A 15,517-nucleotide genomic window follows, 5' to 3' on the forward strand; every position below is an offset into this window, starting at 1 on the left:
GATGGCGGCCGCTGCGTCAACAACCCTCTCTGCAGCAGCCGTGCTGGCGGCGGTGCTGCCACTGGCAGTGGGTGCGGCGATGAGTCCGCTGGTGCTGGTGCTGCAGGTGCGCCAGTTGCTGGCACCTGCTCTGGGGCTGGCGCGGGCCTGGGCGTTCCTGTTGGGCGCTGCCGTGATCACCCTCGTTTGGCTGGGGCTCGGCCTGGCCGTCGGCGATCTGCTGCCGCCCCGCCCCACGGGGCCGGATCCGGTGGCGGCGACCCTGCATCTGGCCGTGGCGGCGTTGCTGGTGTCGCTGGGCGCGGCCAATCTGCTGCGTGCACAGCCTGGTCTCGCGGTTGCCCCACCACCCCCGACACCTGCAAGGGCCGCCGCGCCGTGGTCGGCGTTTCGGCTCGGTCTGGGGGCGATGGCGGCCAACCTCAGTTCTCTGGCGCTGTTTCTTCCGGCGGTGCAGGATCTTGCCCGCGCCTCGCTCGACGCCGCTGAACGCGCCGGCCTGTCGGCATTGCTGGTGGGCTTCACCCTCCTGCCTGCCCTGTTGCCGCCGTGTCTGGTGCTGGCCAGTGGCCGCCGCGGTGAGCAGCTGCTGGAGCGGCTCGGGCGCTGGCTGAACAGCCATCAGCGCCAGGTGAGTGCCACGCTTTGCTTTGTGTTCGCCGCTCTGCTCACCGTCAACGGGCTGGCTCGGCTGTAGGGCTGCGGAAGCCGCTCCAGGCCTTGAGCTGCTCGAGGGTCTGCAGGCCTTCCCGCCGCTCCCCTTTGAGGGTCCAGGTGGGGTAGGCCCGCACGCCGGCGCTGCTGCAGCGCTGCCGCCCCGCGTCGTCCTTGTCGCATTCCACGTAGGGAAGGCGGCGGCCCGCCTCGGTGCCGAACAGGTTCTTCTGCTCGAAGCAGTAGGGGCACCACCAGGCGCCGTAGAACACCGCCCCCTGCTGGATCAGAAAGTCGACCAGTGCCAGTTGTTCGGCGTTGGAGGGCTTGAGGGCTTCACCGAGCGTGCCGGTGCTGGAGGTTGCTGGCCTGGAGCCGGAGGCCACAGCGGGCGCAGCTGCCAGCGCTGCCGGGCCTGGCTGGGCACCAAGGGCACTGAGGGCGAGAACCACGGCGAGCAAAGGCATCGGCAGCGCCAATCACGACCTGCAGCGTAGGCAAAGCCCCAACGGCGGCGTTCGGGCTTCCGCCCTCCGCCGGCCTTCCACCACGACGCTCCGGCTGGGAAACTGGAGAGGCTGAACGTTCTTGCTGACGTGCCGATGAGCCTGCCTCGATGAGCGCCAACGGCTATCGCGACTACTACAAAGTGCTGGGCCTTGAACGGGGAGCCGACGCGGACGCCATCAAGCGTTCCTTCCGCAAGCTGGCCCGTCAGCACCATCCGGATGTGAACCCCGGCGACGCGGCGGCAGAAGCACGCTTCAAGGAGATCAGTGAGGCCTATGAGGTGCTCTCCGATCCTGACAAGCGCCGCAAGTATGAACAGTTTGGCCAGTACTGGAGCCAGATGGGCGGTGGCGGCGCACCGGGTGTCGATGTGGATTTCAGCCGCTACGGCAACTTCGACGACTTCATCAACGACCTGCTCGGTCGCTTCGGCGGGGCCGCCGGCCCCGGTGGCTTCGCGGGTGCACCGGGCGGGTTCGGCTTCTCGGGAGGCTTTCCGGCCGGGTTCGGCGGCGGCTTCACTCCAGGCACCGGCCGCGCTAGCGGCGCCCAGCTGGACGCGGAAGCCACGATCACCATCACCTTTGCCGATGCCTTTCGCGGCTGCGAGCGCACCCTGGCCGTCAACGAAGAGCGGGTTCAGGTGCGCGTGCCCGCTGGGGTGAAGAACGGCAGCCGCCTGCGCCTCAAGGGCAAAGGCAACCTCCAGCCCGGCACCGGCCGGCGCGGCGACCTCTACCTCAACCTCACCCTGCAGGAGCATCCAGTCTGGAAGCTGGAGGGGGATCAGCTACGGGCCGATCTGCCACTCAGCCTCGACGAGCTCGCCCTTGGCGGGGATATCCGGGTGATCACCCCTGACGGCGATGCCACCGTTCAGGTACCCCCCGGTGTGCCCCTGGGGCGCAGCCTGCGCTTGAAGGGCAAGGGCTGGCCCCAGAAAGATGGCCGCGGCGATCTGTTGCTCACCCTCACCCTTGCCCTGCCTGACACCTACAGCCAGCAGGAGCGAAAGCTGCTCGAGCAGCTGCGCGATGCGCGCAGCACCGACCCAAGGCGGGAGTGGTGCAAAGCCGCCATTCTCTGAACCCCTGCCACAGGAGGGCCTCCGAGGCGGGGAGCGCTGATCCGTAGGATCCGGCCAGCAGGTTTGCCCGTATGGAACTCACCTATCGACCCCGTCGGTTGCGCCGCACCCCGGCTCTTCGAGCGATGGTGCGCGAGTTTCACCTCGACCCCGCCGATTTCATCTACCCCCTGTTCGTGCACGAAGGGGCCAGCAATGAGCCGATTGAGGCCATGCCCGGCTGCCAGCGCTGGAGCCTGGAAGGGCTCGTGGAAGAAGTGGGCCGCGCCTGGGATCTGGGCATCCGCTGCGTGGTGCTCTTCCCCAAGGTGGCCGATGGCCTCAAAACGGAAGACGGCGCTGAATGCTTCAACGAGGGCGGGCTGATTCCTCGTGCCATTCGCCGCCTGAAACAGGAACACCCGGCCATGGCGATCATGACCGACGTCGCTCTTGATCCCTATTCCTGCGATGGCCATGACGGCATCGTCAACAGCGAAGGTGTGGTGCTGAACGATGAAACCGTGGCCCAGCTGTGCCGTCAGGCGGTGGCTCAGGCCCGCGCCGGCGCCGATCTGCTCGGCCCCAGCGACATGATGGATGGCCGGGTGGGAGCGATCCGGGAGGCGCTCGATGAAGAAGGCTTTGAGCACATCGGCATCATCAGCTACACCGCTAAGTACGCCTCCGCTTACTACGGCCCCTTCCGGGAGGCACTCGATTCCGCCCCGCGTCCGGTGGGGAACAAGCCGATCCCCAAAGACAAGTCCACGTATCAGATGGATCCGGGCAACGGCCGCGAGGCGCTCACCGAAGCCTTGCTGGATGAGCAGGAAGGGGCCGACATCCTGATGGTCAAGCCGGGCCTGGCTTATCTCGACATCATCCATCGCCTGCGCGAGGAATCGGAACTGCCGATTGCGGCTTACAACGTGAGTGGTGAGTACGCCATGGTGAAGGCAGCTGCCCAGCGCGGCTGGATCGACGAGCGCGCCGTGGTGCTCGAAACGCTGCTCTGTTTCAAGCGCGCCGGTGCCGATCTGATCCTCACCTACCACGCCTGCGATGCGGCCCGATGGCTGAGCGAACGGTGACCTCCTCCGAGCCGGCGGCACCTCGCCCCACTGGTCAGGGCCGGCGGCGCCCCTCCCCATTGATGGTGTGGGTGCTGGCCCCCTGGCTGGTGGCTCTGTTGCTCGTGCTGCTCGCCCTGCGCCTGCTCGCCCTTGAGGATTTCAATCTTCAGGCCTCCGGCTGGGGCCTGCTGGGCAGCGCCGCCATCTGCTTCTCGATCGGCTGCGTCTGCCGGGTGTCGCTGCTGCTGGCCGACCGGCGCTGAGCTCCGCCTCACCACAGGTCCTGTGGCGGCTCAGAATGGACTCAAGACCAGGACACTGTCGATGCCGGTGCGAAGACTGGGCCACGTGGCCCTGCGGGTGCAGGACATGGCCCGCGCCAAGGCGTTTTATCAGGCCCTCGGCCTGCGCCTCACCTGGGAAGCCGACGATTGGTCCTATCTGCAGGCCCCCGACGGCGGTGACGGGGTGGCCCTGCTGAGCCCGGCCTATACCGCCGCCGGGCCCCACTTCGCCTTTCACTTCAGCGAGCGCGCCGAGGTGGATGTTGTTCACGGCGAGCTGCGCGCCGCTGGCCATCCGGTGGGCCCGCTGCATGATCACCGCGACGGCACCGCTTCCTTTTACCTCCAGGATTCGGAAGGAAACTGGCTGGAGATGCTCTACGAGCCGCCCGAAGGCATCCCCTCCAACCAGGGCGAGGAGCCGATCGCTGCGGCTCTGCCTGATGGCTCCTCAGCCGCCATGGCCGGCGCCGGAGCCACCGGAGCCGCTGCCCTAGCCGGACAGGTGCAGGGGCTGGCTTGAACCCGATCGAGGCGGAAGCCCTTGACCTGTTGGAGTGGCCTCGCCTGGCGGAGCACCTGGCCAGCTTCGCCAGCACGCGCGCCGGTGCCCGCCACTGCCGCTCCCTGCTGCCCGCCGCCAGCTGCGCCGAGAGCGAGCGCCTGCTCTGTGAAACCACGGAGTTGCTGGGCCTCGATGGCGTGCTGGAGGGGGGGCTGAGCTTTCAAGGCGTCGCCGATCTCGGTGGCACCCTCCAGCACTGCAGCAAGGGGGGCACCGCCTCCGGTGAGGCCCTGCTGGAGGTGGCCACCACACTGGCGGCCGGCCGCCGCCTGCGCCGCCAGATCGAGGACGAGGACCTGCGGCCCGTCACCAGTGGCCTGGTGCAGAACCTGCGCACCCTGCCGGAGCTGGAGCAGCGTCTGCGCTTCTGTATCGAGGAAGGCGGGCGTGTGGCCGACCGCGCCAGCCCGGCGCTGGCCGCGCTGCGGCTGCAGCTCTCGGCTCTGCGCCAGCAGCGGCGTGAGCGGCTCCAGGAGCTGATTCGGCGTTGCGCGCCCCTGCTGCAGGACAACGTGATCGCCGAACGCAACGGCCGGCCAGTGCTGGCGGTGAAGGCGGGGGCGGCCTCCCAGCTCAGCGGCCTGGTGCACGACAGTTCGGCCTCCGGCAGCACCGTGTTCATCGAGCCCCAGGCGGTGATCACCCTGGGCAACCGGCTGCGGGAGCTGGAAGGAAAGGAGCGCGAGCTCGAGCAACAGGTGCTGGCGGAGCTCAGCAGCCTGGTGGCGGCGGACACAGACGCCCTCCACACCCTGCAGACGGTGCTGGTGCAGCTCGATGGCGCCGTGGCCCGCGCTCGCTACGGCCAGGACCTTGGCGGGGTGCGCCCCGAGCTGTCCGCCACTGCCGAGGCCCCCTTCCAGCTCGTGGATCTCTGCCATCCGCTGCTGCTCTGGCAGGAGCGGCGCGAGGGCGGCAGGGCGGTGGTGCCGGTCACGGTCACCGTGGGCAGCGACCTGCGGGTGGTGGCGATCACCGGCCCGAACACCGGCGGCAAGACAGTCACGCTCAAAAGTGTGGGGTTGGCGGCCCTGATGGCGCGCGCTGGCTTGTTCCTGCCTTGCCGCGGCACGCCGCGGCTGCCCTGGTGCGGCTCTGTCCTGGCCGACATCGGCGATGAGCAGTCGCTGCAGCAGAACCTCTCCACCTTCAGCGGCCACGTGCGACGCATCGCGCGCATCCTCGAAGCGCTGCCGCCGCCGGGAACGCACGGTGGCGCCTCCCTGGTGCTGCTCGATGAGGTGGGTGCCGGCACCGACCCCACCGAAGGCACCTCCCTGGCGATCGCCCTGCTGCGCCATCTCGCCGCCCGCGCCCGCCTCACCATTGCCACCACCCACTTCGGTGAGCTGAAGGCGCTCAAGTACGAGGATGCCCGCTTCGAGAATGCCTCGGTGGGCTTTGACGTCGAAACCCTCTCGCCCACCTATCAACTGCAGTGGGGCATTCCGGGCCGCAGCAACGCCCTGGCCATTGCCAGCCGCCTCGGCCTGGAGCCGGCCGTGATCGCGGGCGCCACCGCCCTGCTGGCGCCGAAGGGGGAAGGGGAGCTGAACCAGGTGATCCGTGGCCTGGAGGATCAGCGGCGCCGCCAGCAGGAGGCTGCCGAAGAGGCGGCTGTGCTGCTGGTGCGCACCGAGCTGTTGCACGAGGAGCTGCTGCAGCGCTGGCAGCACCAACAGGAGCAATCGGCGGAACTGCAGGAGCAGCGGCGCCGCCAGCTGGAGCACTCGATCCGCGATGGCCAACGGGAAGTGCGCCGCATCATCCGCCGTCTTCGCCAGGGCGACACCGATGGGGAGGAGGCGCGTCAGGCGGGCCAACGGCTCAAGCGCCTGCAGCAGGAACATCAGCCTCAGCCGGAACGCCGACAGCACCGCGGCTGGCGGCCCTCTTTGGGGGAGCGGATTCGCGTGCTCTCGCTCGGCAAGGCGGCGGAAGTGCTGGAGATTGCCACCGACGGCCAGGAGCTCACGGTGCGCTGCGGCGTGCTGCGGCTCACCGTGCCGCTCGACGGGGTGGAATCCCTCAGTGGCGAGAAGCCGGCGCCACCGGAGCCGCCTGTGGTGCAGGTGCGCCGCCAGCCCGGCCGCAGCGGCGGCAGCGCCCAGGTGCGCACCGAACGCAACACCGTGGACGTGCGCGGCCTGCGGGTGCACGAAGCGGAGGCAGCCGTGGAGGAACGGCTACGCGCGGCGGAAGGGCCGGTGTGGGTGATCCACGGCATCGGCAGCGGCAAGCTCAAGCGTGGCCTGCGCCAGTGGCTTGACACCGTGCCCTACGTGGAGCGGGTGAGCGATGCGGAGCAGGGTGACGGTGGCCCAGGCTGCAGTGTGGTCTGGGTGGCATGAAGCCTCAGATCACTACAACACCGGTGATGGTGAGTGCCAGACCGGGGCTGAGAGTGTGCAGGGTGGGAACGACCCGGGGGCATTTCACTCTTGAAATGGCTGACCCGTTAACGAGGTGGTCTTCCCCTTATGCACCTCCGCCCTGCTGGGCTCAGAGATCGAGCACGGGCAGTTGAGGTTCCGGCCCCGTGCGCTCGGGGCCGGCGGTGGTGGTCGGTGGCAGTGCCAGTGCCTCCCCGGCGGCATCGAACAGCCGCCAGCCGCTGGGGTCCACGTCGATGTGGATCCGCTGCCCCGGCACCACCCGCTGGGAGGGGTCGGCCCGCAGCTGCACCAGATGGCCGCCCTCCAGCAGCCGGGCGCTGATCAGCAGTTCATTGCCGAGCGCCTCCACATGGGTGACGTCGCCCGGCAGATTCCGGTTGGTGGCCGGTGCCAGCTTCAGATGCTCCGGCCGGAGCCCGCCTGTAAGGGGCGTGGAAACTCCACGGGCGGCATGGGAGGCCAGGGCGGCGGCCATCGGGCCTTCCACCAGGAAGCGACGGGCATCGAGCTGAATCTGATCGCCACCTGCGGCCTGCACCGGCAGCAGATTCATCGGTGGGCTGCCGATGAACTGGGCCACGAACAGATTCGAAGGCCAGGTGTAGAGCTCCATCGGCGTGCCCAGCTGCTGCAGCCGGCCTTGGTTGAGCACGGCGATGCGATGCCCCATCGTCATCGCCTCCACCTGGTCGTGTGTCACGTAGAGCGTGGTGGTGCCCAGCCGCTTCTGAAGCGCCACGATCTGGGCGCGGGTGCCCGTGCGCAACTTGGCGTCGAGGTTGCTGAGCGGCTCATCCATCAGGAAGACGGCGGGCTCCCGGGCGATCGCCCGCCCCAGGGCCACCCGCTGCTTCTGGCCGCCGGACAACTCCTTGGGACGCCGGTCGAGCAGGGGCGTGAGGCCCAACTCCTCGGCCACCCCGGCGATGCGTGCCTCAATGCGCTGCTCCCGCTTCGAGGGCAGGCGCAGGGGGGCGGGCAGCCCGCGGCTGCAGCGATGCAGGCTGTCCTGCAGCTGCTGGGCCACGCTGCGGGGACGGCTGCGCCGCAGCCCGAAGCCGATGTTGTCGGCCACGCTCAGGTGTGGGTAAAGCGCGTAGCTCTGAAACACCATCGCCACGTCCCGCTGGGCCGGGCGCAGGCCACTCACGGGCCTCCCGCCCACCAGCACTTCGCCATCGGTGGGGGTTTCCAGGCCCGCCAGGATGCGCAACAGAGTGCTCTTGCCGCAGCCGGAGGGACCCACCAGCACCAGGAATTCACCATCGGGCACGTCGAGGTCGAGCTGGCGAAGCACCTCCACAGGCTGGCTGCCCCGCCGTGGTGGAAATGTTTTGCTGACCTGCTGGAAGCGAACCTCTGCCAAGACGGAGCCTCTGACCGGCCGATCCTAGGGTTGGCCTCAGGTTCGGCCTTCGTTAAGGGATTCCTTGCAGTTCATCGATCAAGCCCGCATAGCGGTCCAGGGCGGCCGGGGCGGCGACGGCATCGTCGCGTTTCGTCGGGAAAAATATGTGCCGGCCGGTGGTCCTTCCGGCGGTGATGGCGGCCATGGTGGGGCCGTATGGCTGCAGGCCGATGCCAACCTGCAGACCCTGCTGGATTTCAAATACAAGCGGCTGTTTGCCGCCCCGGAAGGCCGCCGCGGCGGCCCGAACCGCTGCTCCGGCGCCGGCGGGGAGGATCTCGTGGTGCGGGTGCCCTGCGGCACCGAGGTGCGCGACCCTGACACCGAAGCCCTGCTCGGCGATCTGATCGAGCCAGGGGATCGCTTGCGGGTGGCGGCTGGAGGCCGCGGCGGGCTGGGCAACGCCCACTACCTGAGCAATCGCAACCGGGCCCCCGAGAAGTTCACCGAAGGCAAGGACGGGGAAGAGCGGCAACTGCAGCTCGAACTCAAGCTGCTGGCGGAGGTCGGCATCATCGGCCTGCCGAATGCCGGTAAGAGCACCCTCATCAGTGTGCTGTCGGCCGCCAAGCCGAAGATCGCCGATTACCCCTTCACCACCTTGATCCCGAATCTCGGTGTGGTGCGAAAACCCAGTGGGGATGGCACGGTGTTCGCCGACATCCCCGGTCTGATCGCCGGCGCCGCCCAGGGCGCGGGGCTGGGCCACGACTTTCTCCGCCACATTGAGCGCACCCGACTGCTGGTGCACCTCGTGGATGGCTCCAGCGCGGATGTGGCCCACGACCTGGCGGTGGTGGAAGCGGAGCTGGTGGCCTACGGCCATGGGCTGGCCGATCGCCCCCGGCTGCTGGCCATTAACAAAGTGGAACTGCTGGATGAAGATGCCCTGGCAGCGGCTTCAAACGCACTGAAGGAGCGTTGGCCCCGGGAGGTGCTGGCCATCTCCGGGGCAACGCGTCAGGGGCTCGATCGATTGCTGGAAGCGGTCTGGAAGGAACTCGACCGCAGCGAACAGGCCCTGGTGGCTCAGTCGTCGTAGACGCGGCACTCAGGGGCTTCCGGGTTCAGGTCGCAATAGACCTCAAGCGAATTGGGATCGTGATTGTCCTCGGGGTGATGGGTCTTGTATTCCTGCAAAGACTTGAGCTCTTCCTCAAGGTGACGCACCTTGGCCTCGTTGCCCGTGGCCTTGGCGGTTTCGATTTCGATCTGGTCCTTGAGGATGTGCTCGTCGATGGAAGTCATAAGACGGCCGACCTGCGGCAACCGAATTTTTCCAGTCCACCCTACGGGTCGTGCGCCAGCTTCGCCGGGCCGTGTGGGCTCCAGCTCATCAACCCCCCGCCAACATGGGGTAGATCCCTGTGCCAGCGGGTGGTTTTGCCCTGGTCTCAGGCCGGCAGATCACTCAGTTCCAGCCATCGCTCCTCGCCGGCATGGATGCGTTCCACCAGGGCGGCCAGTTCCTGGGTGAGGCTCTCCAGCCGGGCGTAGTCGCCCTGCCCGCCGCCGGCCAGCTCTGCTTCGAGCCGGCTGCGGCGCTCCTCCCAGCCCGGCAACTGCTGCTCCAGATCCGCCAGCTCGCGGCTTTCCCGGTAGCTGCGGCGCCGGGGCCGCTCGGTGCGTTCGCCCGTTCCCCTGGCCGGCGGGGCGGACGCTTCAGGCGTGGGCGGCGCTGCAGTGGGCGCCGGTGAGGGTTTGGCCGCGGCCTGGGCGGACTGGGCCAGGTAGGCGCTGTAGTTGCCCTCGAAGCGCCGCAGCACCCCGCCCTCGAAGCAGAACAGCCGGTCCACGGTGCGATCGAGGAAGTAGCGGTCGTGGGACACCACCACAACGCAGCCGCGGAAATCCTCGAGGAAGTCTTCCAGCACCGTGAGCGTGTGCACGTCCAGGTCGTTGGTGGGTTCGTCGAGCAGCAGCACGTTGGGCGCCTGAATCAGCAGCCGGCACAGGCAGAGCCGCCGCCGCTCGCCCCCGGAGAGCTTGCCGATCGGGCTGTGCTGCTGGGCGGGGGGAAACAGGAAGCGCTCCAGAAGCTGGGACGCACTCACCTGCACACCGCCCAGATCGATCCGGCTGGCTGCCTCCTGCACAAAATCGATCACCTTGCGCTCCATGCCCTTGCCGGCGAACAGATCGTCGGTCTGCTGGTCGAAGTAGGCCAGCTGCACGGTGCTGCCCAGCTCCAGGCGGCCCTGCTGGGCCTGGCGCCGCCCGGCGATCAGGTCGAGCAGGGTGGACTTGCCGGAGCCGTTCGGGCCGATGATGCCCACCCGGTCTTCCGGGCTGAAGTCGTAGCTGAAGTCGCGCAGCAACGGCGTGCCGCTCGGGGTGGTGGGCGTGGTGGCCGCCTCTCCCCCGGCCGGGCCCTGCGGCGCCCACACGCTGAGATGCTCCGCCGTGATCGCCCGCTTGCCCAGCCGCCGACTGGTGGTGGCCAGGCTGAGCTGGTCCTTGCCGGCGCGCACCGGCGCCTCCCGCATCGCCTCGATCCGCTGGATGCGGGCCTTCTGCTTGGTGCTGCGGGCCTGCGGTCCGCGTTGCAGCCATTCCAGTTCGCGCCTCAGCACTCCCTTGAACTTGGCCGCACTGGCTGCTTCGGCGGCCTCCTCACCCGCCTTGATCTGCAGGTAGCTGGCGTAGTTGCCCTCATAGGTGCGGGCTTCGCCCCGGTCCACCTCCACGATGCGGCGGGTGACCCGGTCGAGCACGTAGCGGTCGTGGGTGACCAGCACCAGGGCGCCGCGGAAGCGGTCCAGGTGGTTCTGCAGCCATTCGATGCAGTCGGCATCCAGGTGGTTGGTGGGTTCATCCAGCAGCAGCACGTCCGGCTCAGCCACCAGTGCGGAGGCCAGGGCCAGGCGCTTGCGGAAGCCACCGGAGAGCTCCCCCACCTTGCGCTGGGTGTCGCGGATGCCGAGCCGGTCGAGCACCTCGCGGCACTGCTGCTCCAGATCCCAGGCCTGGCAGTGGTCCATGCGGCTCTGCAGATCGCCCAGCTCCGCCAGCAGGGCGTCGTGCCTGGCCCCCGACGACCCGGCCAGCGCCTCACTCACCGCCGTGAAGCGCCGCAGCAGCTCCGTTTTCTCTCCACTGCCGGCGAACACCTGCTCCAGCACGGTGCGCTGGGGGTCGAGCGTGGGGTCCTGGTCGACCAGCACCACGTTCAGGCGGGGCGAGCAGCGGCGTTCCCCTTCCCCCGCCGGCTCCACCCCGGCGAGCACCTTGAGCAGGGTCGATTTGCCGGCGCCGTTCGGGCCGATCAGCCCGAGCCGATCGCGCTCGCCCACGTGCAGGGTGAGGTCGCGGAAGAGGGTCTTGATGCCGAAGTCCTTGGCGACCCCCACCAGGCTGATCAGGCTCATCGGCTGACGCCCTGCGCCTGGGCCTCGAGATGGGCGAACACGCTTTTGTCACCCACATCAGCCTGCGCCGCCATCGGGAATTTGCGCAGGCACAGCACCAGCAACAGGGCCGCCTGCAGCAGCAGCAACCCGAACGTCTGGCGGGGATCCAGCAGCCCGCTGAGCCGGCCCAGCAGGGCCACGGGCAGCACGAGGGTCACGCCGATCGCCTCCGGCCGCTGAAAGCAGAAGAACTCCTTGAAGCCGATGCCGGCCTGGGCGGCGAAGAAGGGGCCGATCGCCCAGATCCAGCGGGGATCGGCCGCCAGCGTGTCGAGCATGGCGTCGGGGCCCACCCGCAGCGCCAGTCCCACAGCACCGGCGCAGCCCAGCAGCCAGAACAGCTGCAGCGCCCGGTGCAGAGGCCGCAGGTAGATGTGAATCCACTGCAGCGCCAGCCCCAGCCCTGCCGCCATCACGACCAGCCACGGCCACGACCAGACCCCGCCGAAGCGTTGCCACTGCCACAGCAGGGCCAGCTCCGCGATCGCGAGCGCAAGCAGAGCGAGGCGATAGCCGAGCACCTCACGCCGGTCCTCGGCCGTGATCGTGAACAGTCCGTAGACACCCTCGAACACCGGATCGGTGCTGGCGCTGGGATCGATCGATCGGGCGTTCATCGCATCATCTCGAGGGGAGAAGCCTTCACCAGTGTGGTCAGGTCGGGGCCGGCCGGAATGATCCCGGAGGGGTGCAGTGGAAACAGAGCACCGAAGTAATCCTGCCGCCACGCCATGGGGAAGCAGGTCTTGGCGACTCCTTCGATCGCATGGAAGCGGCTCCGCCAGCCCCATAGGGCGGGGAATTGCCAGAGCGGCCGGCGGCTGCAGCCGAACAGGGGGGCATAGACCAGTTCCAGGCGAATCAAGGTGGGGAACAGCACCACGTCGGCGAGGCTGGGGGCGGTGCCGCACAGCCAGGGCCCAGCGGCCTGCAGCTCCGCCTCGGCGGCCTCGAGGGCCTCGAACAGGGCTGACTCGGCGCGGTTGTAAGCCGCCTGGTTGCGGGCGAAGCCGCAGCGGTACACGCCGTCATTGACGTCTCCCTGCAGGCGCTGGCGCCAGGCATCGCGGCGCTCGCTCTGATCAGCAGGTTCAAGATCGGGCACCCCCTCGGGTGCCGGCCAGCGGTTGAGCAGCTCGATCAGCCGCGCGCTCTCATTCACCACGATGCGGCGCTCGGCGCGGTCGTAGAGCACCGGCACCGAAGCCGGCGCGGTCGCTGGAGCTCCGCAGCTGCTGTAGAGGTCGGCCAGAGCCTGGGCCCCCTCGAAGGGCGCTGAGAACTGCCAGCGGCCGGCGCCGGGGTCCGGTTCCACAACCACCAGATCAATCGTCGATTGCAGCTGGCGCAGGGTCCATACCAGCCAGGCGCGATGGGCCCATGGGCAGCTGCGGCCCACGATCAGCACATGGCCCGCGCTGGTGCCGGCTGTGGCCGGCAGGGGCGGCAGCACGGCGAAGGCCCCGGCGGGACGGCAGTAGTTGCCCTCGGCGTCGGCGGGGCCCAATCCACCCATCAGCTGTTGCCATTGCCAGCGCCAGGCCGCGCGAACGCAGGCCACCACGGGCGGAGGAACGGCCATTTCCACTACGGGCGAGTGCTCCGACTCTGGCCTGGCCGGGATCCCCTGCCAGCCTGTGGCGCAGGTGTTCGCAGGGACGGGCGCAAATGGCCGCAGACAAGGTGCTGGTGGTGGGCGGAACCCACGGCAACGAACGCAATGCCCCCTGGCTGCTGGAGCACTGGGGCCGCCACCCCGCCCACCTCGACCGCGCCGGGCTGGCGGTGGAGCTGGCGGTGGGCAATCCCGCGGCTCTGGCGGCAGGGGTGCGGTACCTCGATCACGATCTCAATCGTTCCTTTGGCCTGGAGGCTCTGGCGGATTCCGAGCGCAGCTCCCTGGAGCTGCTGCGGGCGCGCCAGCTGCTCGCCGATTTCGGGCCCACAGGCGCCACTCCCTGCGGGGTGGTTCTCGATTTGCACAGCACCACGGCGGCGATGGGCAGCTCCCTGGTGCTCTACGGGCGCCGCCCCACCGACCTGGCCCTGGCCGCCGGCATTCAGGCGCAGCTGGGGCTGCCGATCTACCTGCACGAGGGCGACCCCGCCCAGAGCGGCTTTCTGGTGGAGCGTTGGCCCTGCGGTGTGGTGATCGAGGTGGGTCCGGTGCCGCAGGGGGTGATCACCGCCACCATCTGCCACCAGACGGCCCTGGCCGTGGAGGCGGCGCTGGCCACCCTGGCAGCTGCACGCGCCGGGTCGCTACGGCTGCCGGTGGCTCTCACCGTCCACCGCCACCTTTGCAGCCTCGATCTGCCGCGCCATCCGGATGGCCGTCCGGCCTGCTGCCTGCATCCCAGTCGTCAGCACCGCGATTGGCAGCCCTTGCAGCTCGGCGATCCCCTGTTTCAAGGCGCCGATGGGGCCACCGTGCCGTTCGAGGCGGAAGCGGCCGGCATGATCGGCACTGCCATGGCAGCAGGAGATTGCACCTGGCCGGTGTTCATCAACGAAGCGGCCTATGGCGAGAAGGGCATCGCTCTGAGCCTCACCAGGCGGGAGCGGTGGCCCAGCAGCCAGGAGTGGGTGGAGGCCCTCCAGCAGCTGGCCCGGGATCTCGCTTGTGCCCGTTGAAGGGTGAGGCGCTCAGCGAGGGGCCTGGCCACCATCGGGGCTGGCCTGATTCAGCGGAGCTGCCTGGGGGGCGGGGGTGGGCCGGGGAACGCCGTTGTAGACCACGCCAAGAACCTGGCGGCCATCGGCCGAAATCCTCAGCTCGGTTTCGGTGTTCGGCGGCAGGCCGAGCACCTGCCAGCCAGGAGGGCCTCCCAGAAAACGGAAGGTGTAACCCTCGGCATCGGCCTTGATCAGGCAGTTGCCGGCGGCACGGTTGTACATGCAGGCGTCAGGGCGGTAAACGCTGAGCCCGCCATTCAGTTTCTCGGCCTGCATGCGGGCCAGGTTGGTGGCCCGCTGGCGGGTGAAGGGGAAGGTGTTGTAGGGATCGGTGGTTTGGCCGATCACGGCGGAGGCCGACAGCAGCAGGCTGGCGCCCAGGAGAACGGGGGAGAGTCGCATCAAGGGAAAAGAGCGGCAGGGGCGCCGGAGATCAACCGCAGACCCAGGTGCCTTGCTCCTTGGTGCAGGGAAGGTCGGAGCTGGATCCATCTGCCCAGTAAATCCTGAGCCGGTCGTCCTGGCTACCCATACGGAAGGTGAGCGACTTGACGACGCCGGCAGGCGGTTTACCTGCGGGGTCGGCAGGGTTGGGGCGGGAGGGAGCAGCCAGCCGCTGCTCCAGCTGCTGGAGCCTGAGTTCGACCCGATCCAGCCGTTCAGGCGTCTGGTCCGCTGTTTTGAAACAGCCAGTGAGGCCGGCGGCACTGACCCCGAGTGCGAGCACCGTGAGGGTGAGTCTTGATGGTGCAGGCAACGACATCGCTGGAAGCGCGGTCAGGTCGATGCACTCCTAGCAATCGGACTAGCCGTTGGCCAGCCGCTCGCTCCAATAGACGACGGCGCCCTGCTGCTCGAGCTGCAGGCGGCGGTGGCGGGCTTGGTGGACAGGAACCGTTTCGGTGCAACGGTTTCCGTGCAGGTCCCAGCAAATCAGAACCATGGGGTGCGGGTGGCCGGGAATACAAAGAAAACCTTAAGCCCGCTGCCTGTGGCGCGGTCGCTATGTGGTCGATTCATGACCCCCACCCCGCGTCTGTTTTGGGGTGCAGCCTCCGCTGTGCTGCCCGGGCCCAGTGCTGGCGTGGCGTTTCGATCGCCTGCCAGGCACTGAAACCCTCGTGCCTGCCGGCCACAGCCGCCGTGCACCGCTCTCCTTGATCGCAGGCCAAGCCGCTGAAGTTTGCGTCTGCGAGCTGGGCCCCGTCGGTTCGCGCCGGAGCAGGGAGCCTTCGCGCCTTACAACAGGTTGGACCTGAACGCTTCGGGGCTTCAGACGGCTTGCCTGAGCGCTTCAGGTCTGAAGGCTTCGAACCCGAAAGCTTCGAGATTGAAAGCCTCCGGCCTGAACGCGTTGAACCGTCGAGACTGAAAACGAAGCCAAACCTTAAGCGCCCCACACATCCCGCAATGTGCTGTTACATTGCGTCAGGCGAAAGGCTCCGGCCTGCGGAGGGGACGTTCCCCCGACG

General features: G+C 68.5%; 17 protein-coding genes. 8 read left to right on the plus strand and 9 right to left on the minus strand.

Annotated elements, in window-relative coordinates:
* Nucleotide 1: 1 nt before the first annotated feature.
* Entirely contained in the window at nucleotides 2–697 is a 696-nt protein-coding gene (locus tag CJZ80_RS09625; protein ID WP_094512767.1) for a GAP family protein, read from the plus strand.
* Here CJZ80_RS09625 and CJZ80_RS09630 read toward each other — a convergent pair.
* The gene (locus tag CJZ80_RS09630) at nucleotides 675–1,121 is read right to left on the minus strand and encodes a hypothetical protein (protein ID WP_233132951.1); all 447 of its coding nucleotides are present in this window, start codon (nucleotides 1,119–1,121) and stop codon (nucleotides 675–677) included. The two genes, CJZ80_RS09625 and CJZ80_RS09630, sit on opposite strands and share 23 nt — an antisense overlap.
* 149 nt (nucleotides 1,122–1,270) lie before the next feature.
* Between CJZ80_RS09630 and CJZ80_RS09635 the strand changes: the two genes are divergently transcribed.
* The 5 genes from CJZ80_RS09635 (at nucleotide 1,271) to CJZ80_RS09655 (ending at nucleotide 6,506) form a co-directional block, all read left to right on the plus strand.
* Nucleotides 1,271–2,251: a DnaJ C-terminal domain-containing protein gene (locus CJZ80_RS09635; protein WP_094512768.1), complete on the plus strand. Its 981-nt coding sequence runs from the start codon at nucleotides 1,271–1,273 to the stop codon at nucleotides 2,249–2,251.
* 71 nt (nucleotides 2,252–2,322) lie between these two features.
* Nucleotides 2,323–3,324, plus strand: a complete 1,002-nt coding sequence (hemB, locus tag CJZ80_RS09640) for a porphobilinogen synthase (RefSeq protein ID WP_094512769.1) — start codon at nucleotides 2,323–2,325, stop codon at nucleotides 3,322–3,324.
* Nucleotides 3,321–3,569, plus strand: a complete 249-nt coding sequence (locus CJZ80_RS09645) for a hypothetical protein (RefSeq protein WP_233132952.1) — start codon at nucleotides 3,321–3,323, stop codon at nucleotides 3,567–3,569. The genes hemB and CJZ80_RS09645 overlap by 4 nt, the downstream gene beginning before the upstream one ends.
* 61 nt (nucleotides 3,570–3,630) lie before the next feature.
* A complete protein-coding gene (locus CJZ80_RS09650) occupies nucleotides 3,631–4,113 on the plus strand; it encodes a VOC family protein (RefSeq protein ID WP_094512771.1) in 483 nt (160 codons plus the stop codon).
* Nucleotides 4,110–6,506: an endonuclease MutS2 gene (locus tag CJZ80_RS09655; RefSeq protein WP_094512772.1), complete on the plus strand. Its 2,397-nt coding sequence runs from the start codon at nucleotides 4,110–4,112 to the stop codon at nucleotides 6,504–6,506. The genes CJZ80_RS09650 and CJZ80_RS09655 overlap by 4 nt, the downstream gene beginning before the upstream one ends.
* Nucleotides 6,507–6,657: 151 nt before the next feature.
* Here CJZ80_RS09655 and CJZ80_RS09660 read toward each other — a convergent pair whose 3' ends face one another.
* Nucleotides 6,658–7,917 carry an ABC transporter ATP-binding protein gene (locus CJZ80_RS09660; RefSeq protein ID WP_094512773.1) on the minus strand — a complete coding sequence of 420 codons (1,260 nt, stop codon included), beginning with the start codon at nucleotides 7,915–7,917 and terminating at the stop codon, nucleotides 6,658–6,660.
* Nucleotides 7,918–7,981: 64 nt separating this feature from the next.
* Between CJZ80_RS09660 and cgtA the strand changes: the two genes are divergently transcribed.
* A complete protein-coding gene (gene cgtA, locus CJZ80_RS09665) occupies nucleotides 7,982–9,001 on the plus strand; it encodes an Obg family GTPase CgtA (RefSeq protein WP_094512774.1) in 1,020 nt (339 codons plus the stop codon).
* Here the strand turns inward: cgtA and CJZ80_RS09670 are convergent.
* From CJZ80_RS09670 to CJZ80_RS09685, 4 genes are all read right to left on the minus strand, one after another.
* On the minus strand, nucleotides 8,989–9,207 hold the full coding sequence (locus CJZ80_RS09670) for a Calvin cycle protein CP12 (protein ID WP_094512775.1): 219 nt from the start codon (nucleotides 9,205–9,207) through the stop codon (nucleotides 8,989–8,991). The two genes, cgtA and CJZ80_RS09670, sit on opposite strands and share 13 nt — an antisense overlap.
* 146 nt (nucleotides 9,208–9,353) lie before the next feature.
* Complete coding sequence (locus tag CJZ80_RS09675; RefSeq protein ID WP_094512776.1) at nucleotides 9,354–11,327, minus strand: ABC-F family ATP-binding cassette domain-containing protein; 1,974 nt, start codon at nucleotides 11,325–11,327, stop codon at nucleotides 9,354–9,356.
* Nucleotides 11,324–11,986, minus strand: coding sequence for a DUF2301 domain-containing membrane protein (locus CJZ80_RS09680; protein WP_094512777.1), 663 nt, complete (start codon nucleotides 11,984–11,986; stop codon nucleotides 11,324–11,326). The genes CJZ80_RS09675 and CJZ80_RS09680 overlap by 4 nt, the downstream gene beginning before the upstream one ends.
* Complete coding sequence (locus CJZ80_RS09685; protein ID WP_094512826.1) at nucleotides 11,983–12,951, minus strand: glutathione S-transferase C-terminal domain-containing protein; 969 nt, start codon at nucleotides 12,949–12,951, stop codon at nucleotides 11,983–11,985. The genes CJZ80_RS09680 and CJZ80_RS09685 overlap by 4 nt, the downstream gene beginning before the upstream one ends.
* Before the next feature lie 86 nt (nucleotides 12,952–13,037).
* Here CJZ80_RS09685 and CJZ80_RS09690 point away from each other — a divergent pair, with 86 nt between their 5' ends.
* Nucleotides 13,038–14,003 carry an aspartoacylase gene (locus tag CJZ80_RS09690; protein WP_094512778.1) on the plus strand — a complete coding sequence of 322 codons (966 nt, stop codon included), beginning with the start codon at nucleotides 13,038–13,040 and terminating at the stop codon, nucleotides 14,001–14,003.
* A gap of 12 nt (nucleotides 14,004–14,015) precedes the next feature.
* Here CJZ80_RS09690 and CJZ80_RS09695 read toward each other — a convergent pair whose 3' ends face one another.
* Genes CJZ80_RS09695 through CJZ80_RS15460 form a run of 3 tightly spaced genes read right to left on the minus strand, consistent with a single transcriptional unit; the run spans nucleotide 14,016 to nucleotide 14,988 of the window.
* Nucleotides 14,016–14,447: a hypothetical protein gene (locus CJZ80_RS09695; RefSeq protein ID WP_094512779.1), complete on the minus strand. Its 432-nt coding sequence runs from the start codon at nucleotides 14,445–14,447 to the stop codon at nucleotides 14,016–14,018.
* A 31-nt stretch (nucleotides 14,448–14,478) separates the two neighbouring features.
* On the minus strand, nucleotides 14,479–14,808 hold the full coding sequence (locus tag CJZ80_RS09700) for a hypothetical protein (RefSeq protein ID WP_094512780.1): 330 nt from the start codon (nucleotides 14,806–14,808) through the stop codon (nucleotides 14,479–14,481).
* Between the two features lie 42 nt (nucleotides 14,809–14,850).
* The gene (locus tag CJZ80_RS15460; RefSeq protein WP_198948278.1) at nucleotides 14,851–14,988 is read right to left on the minus strand and encodes a hypothetical protein; all 138 of its coding nucleotides are present in this window, start codon (nucleotides 14,986–14,988) and stop codon (nucleotides 14,851–14,853) included.
* Between the last annotated feature and the right edge of the window lie 529 nt (nucleotides 14,989–15,517).

It is taken from the genome of Synechococcus sp. MW101C3 (assembly GCF_002252635.1).
GTDB lineage: Bacteria > Cyanobacteriota > Cyanobacteriia > PCC-6307 > Cyanobiaceae > MW101C3.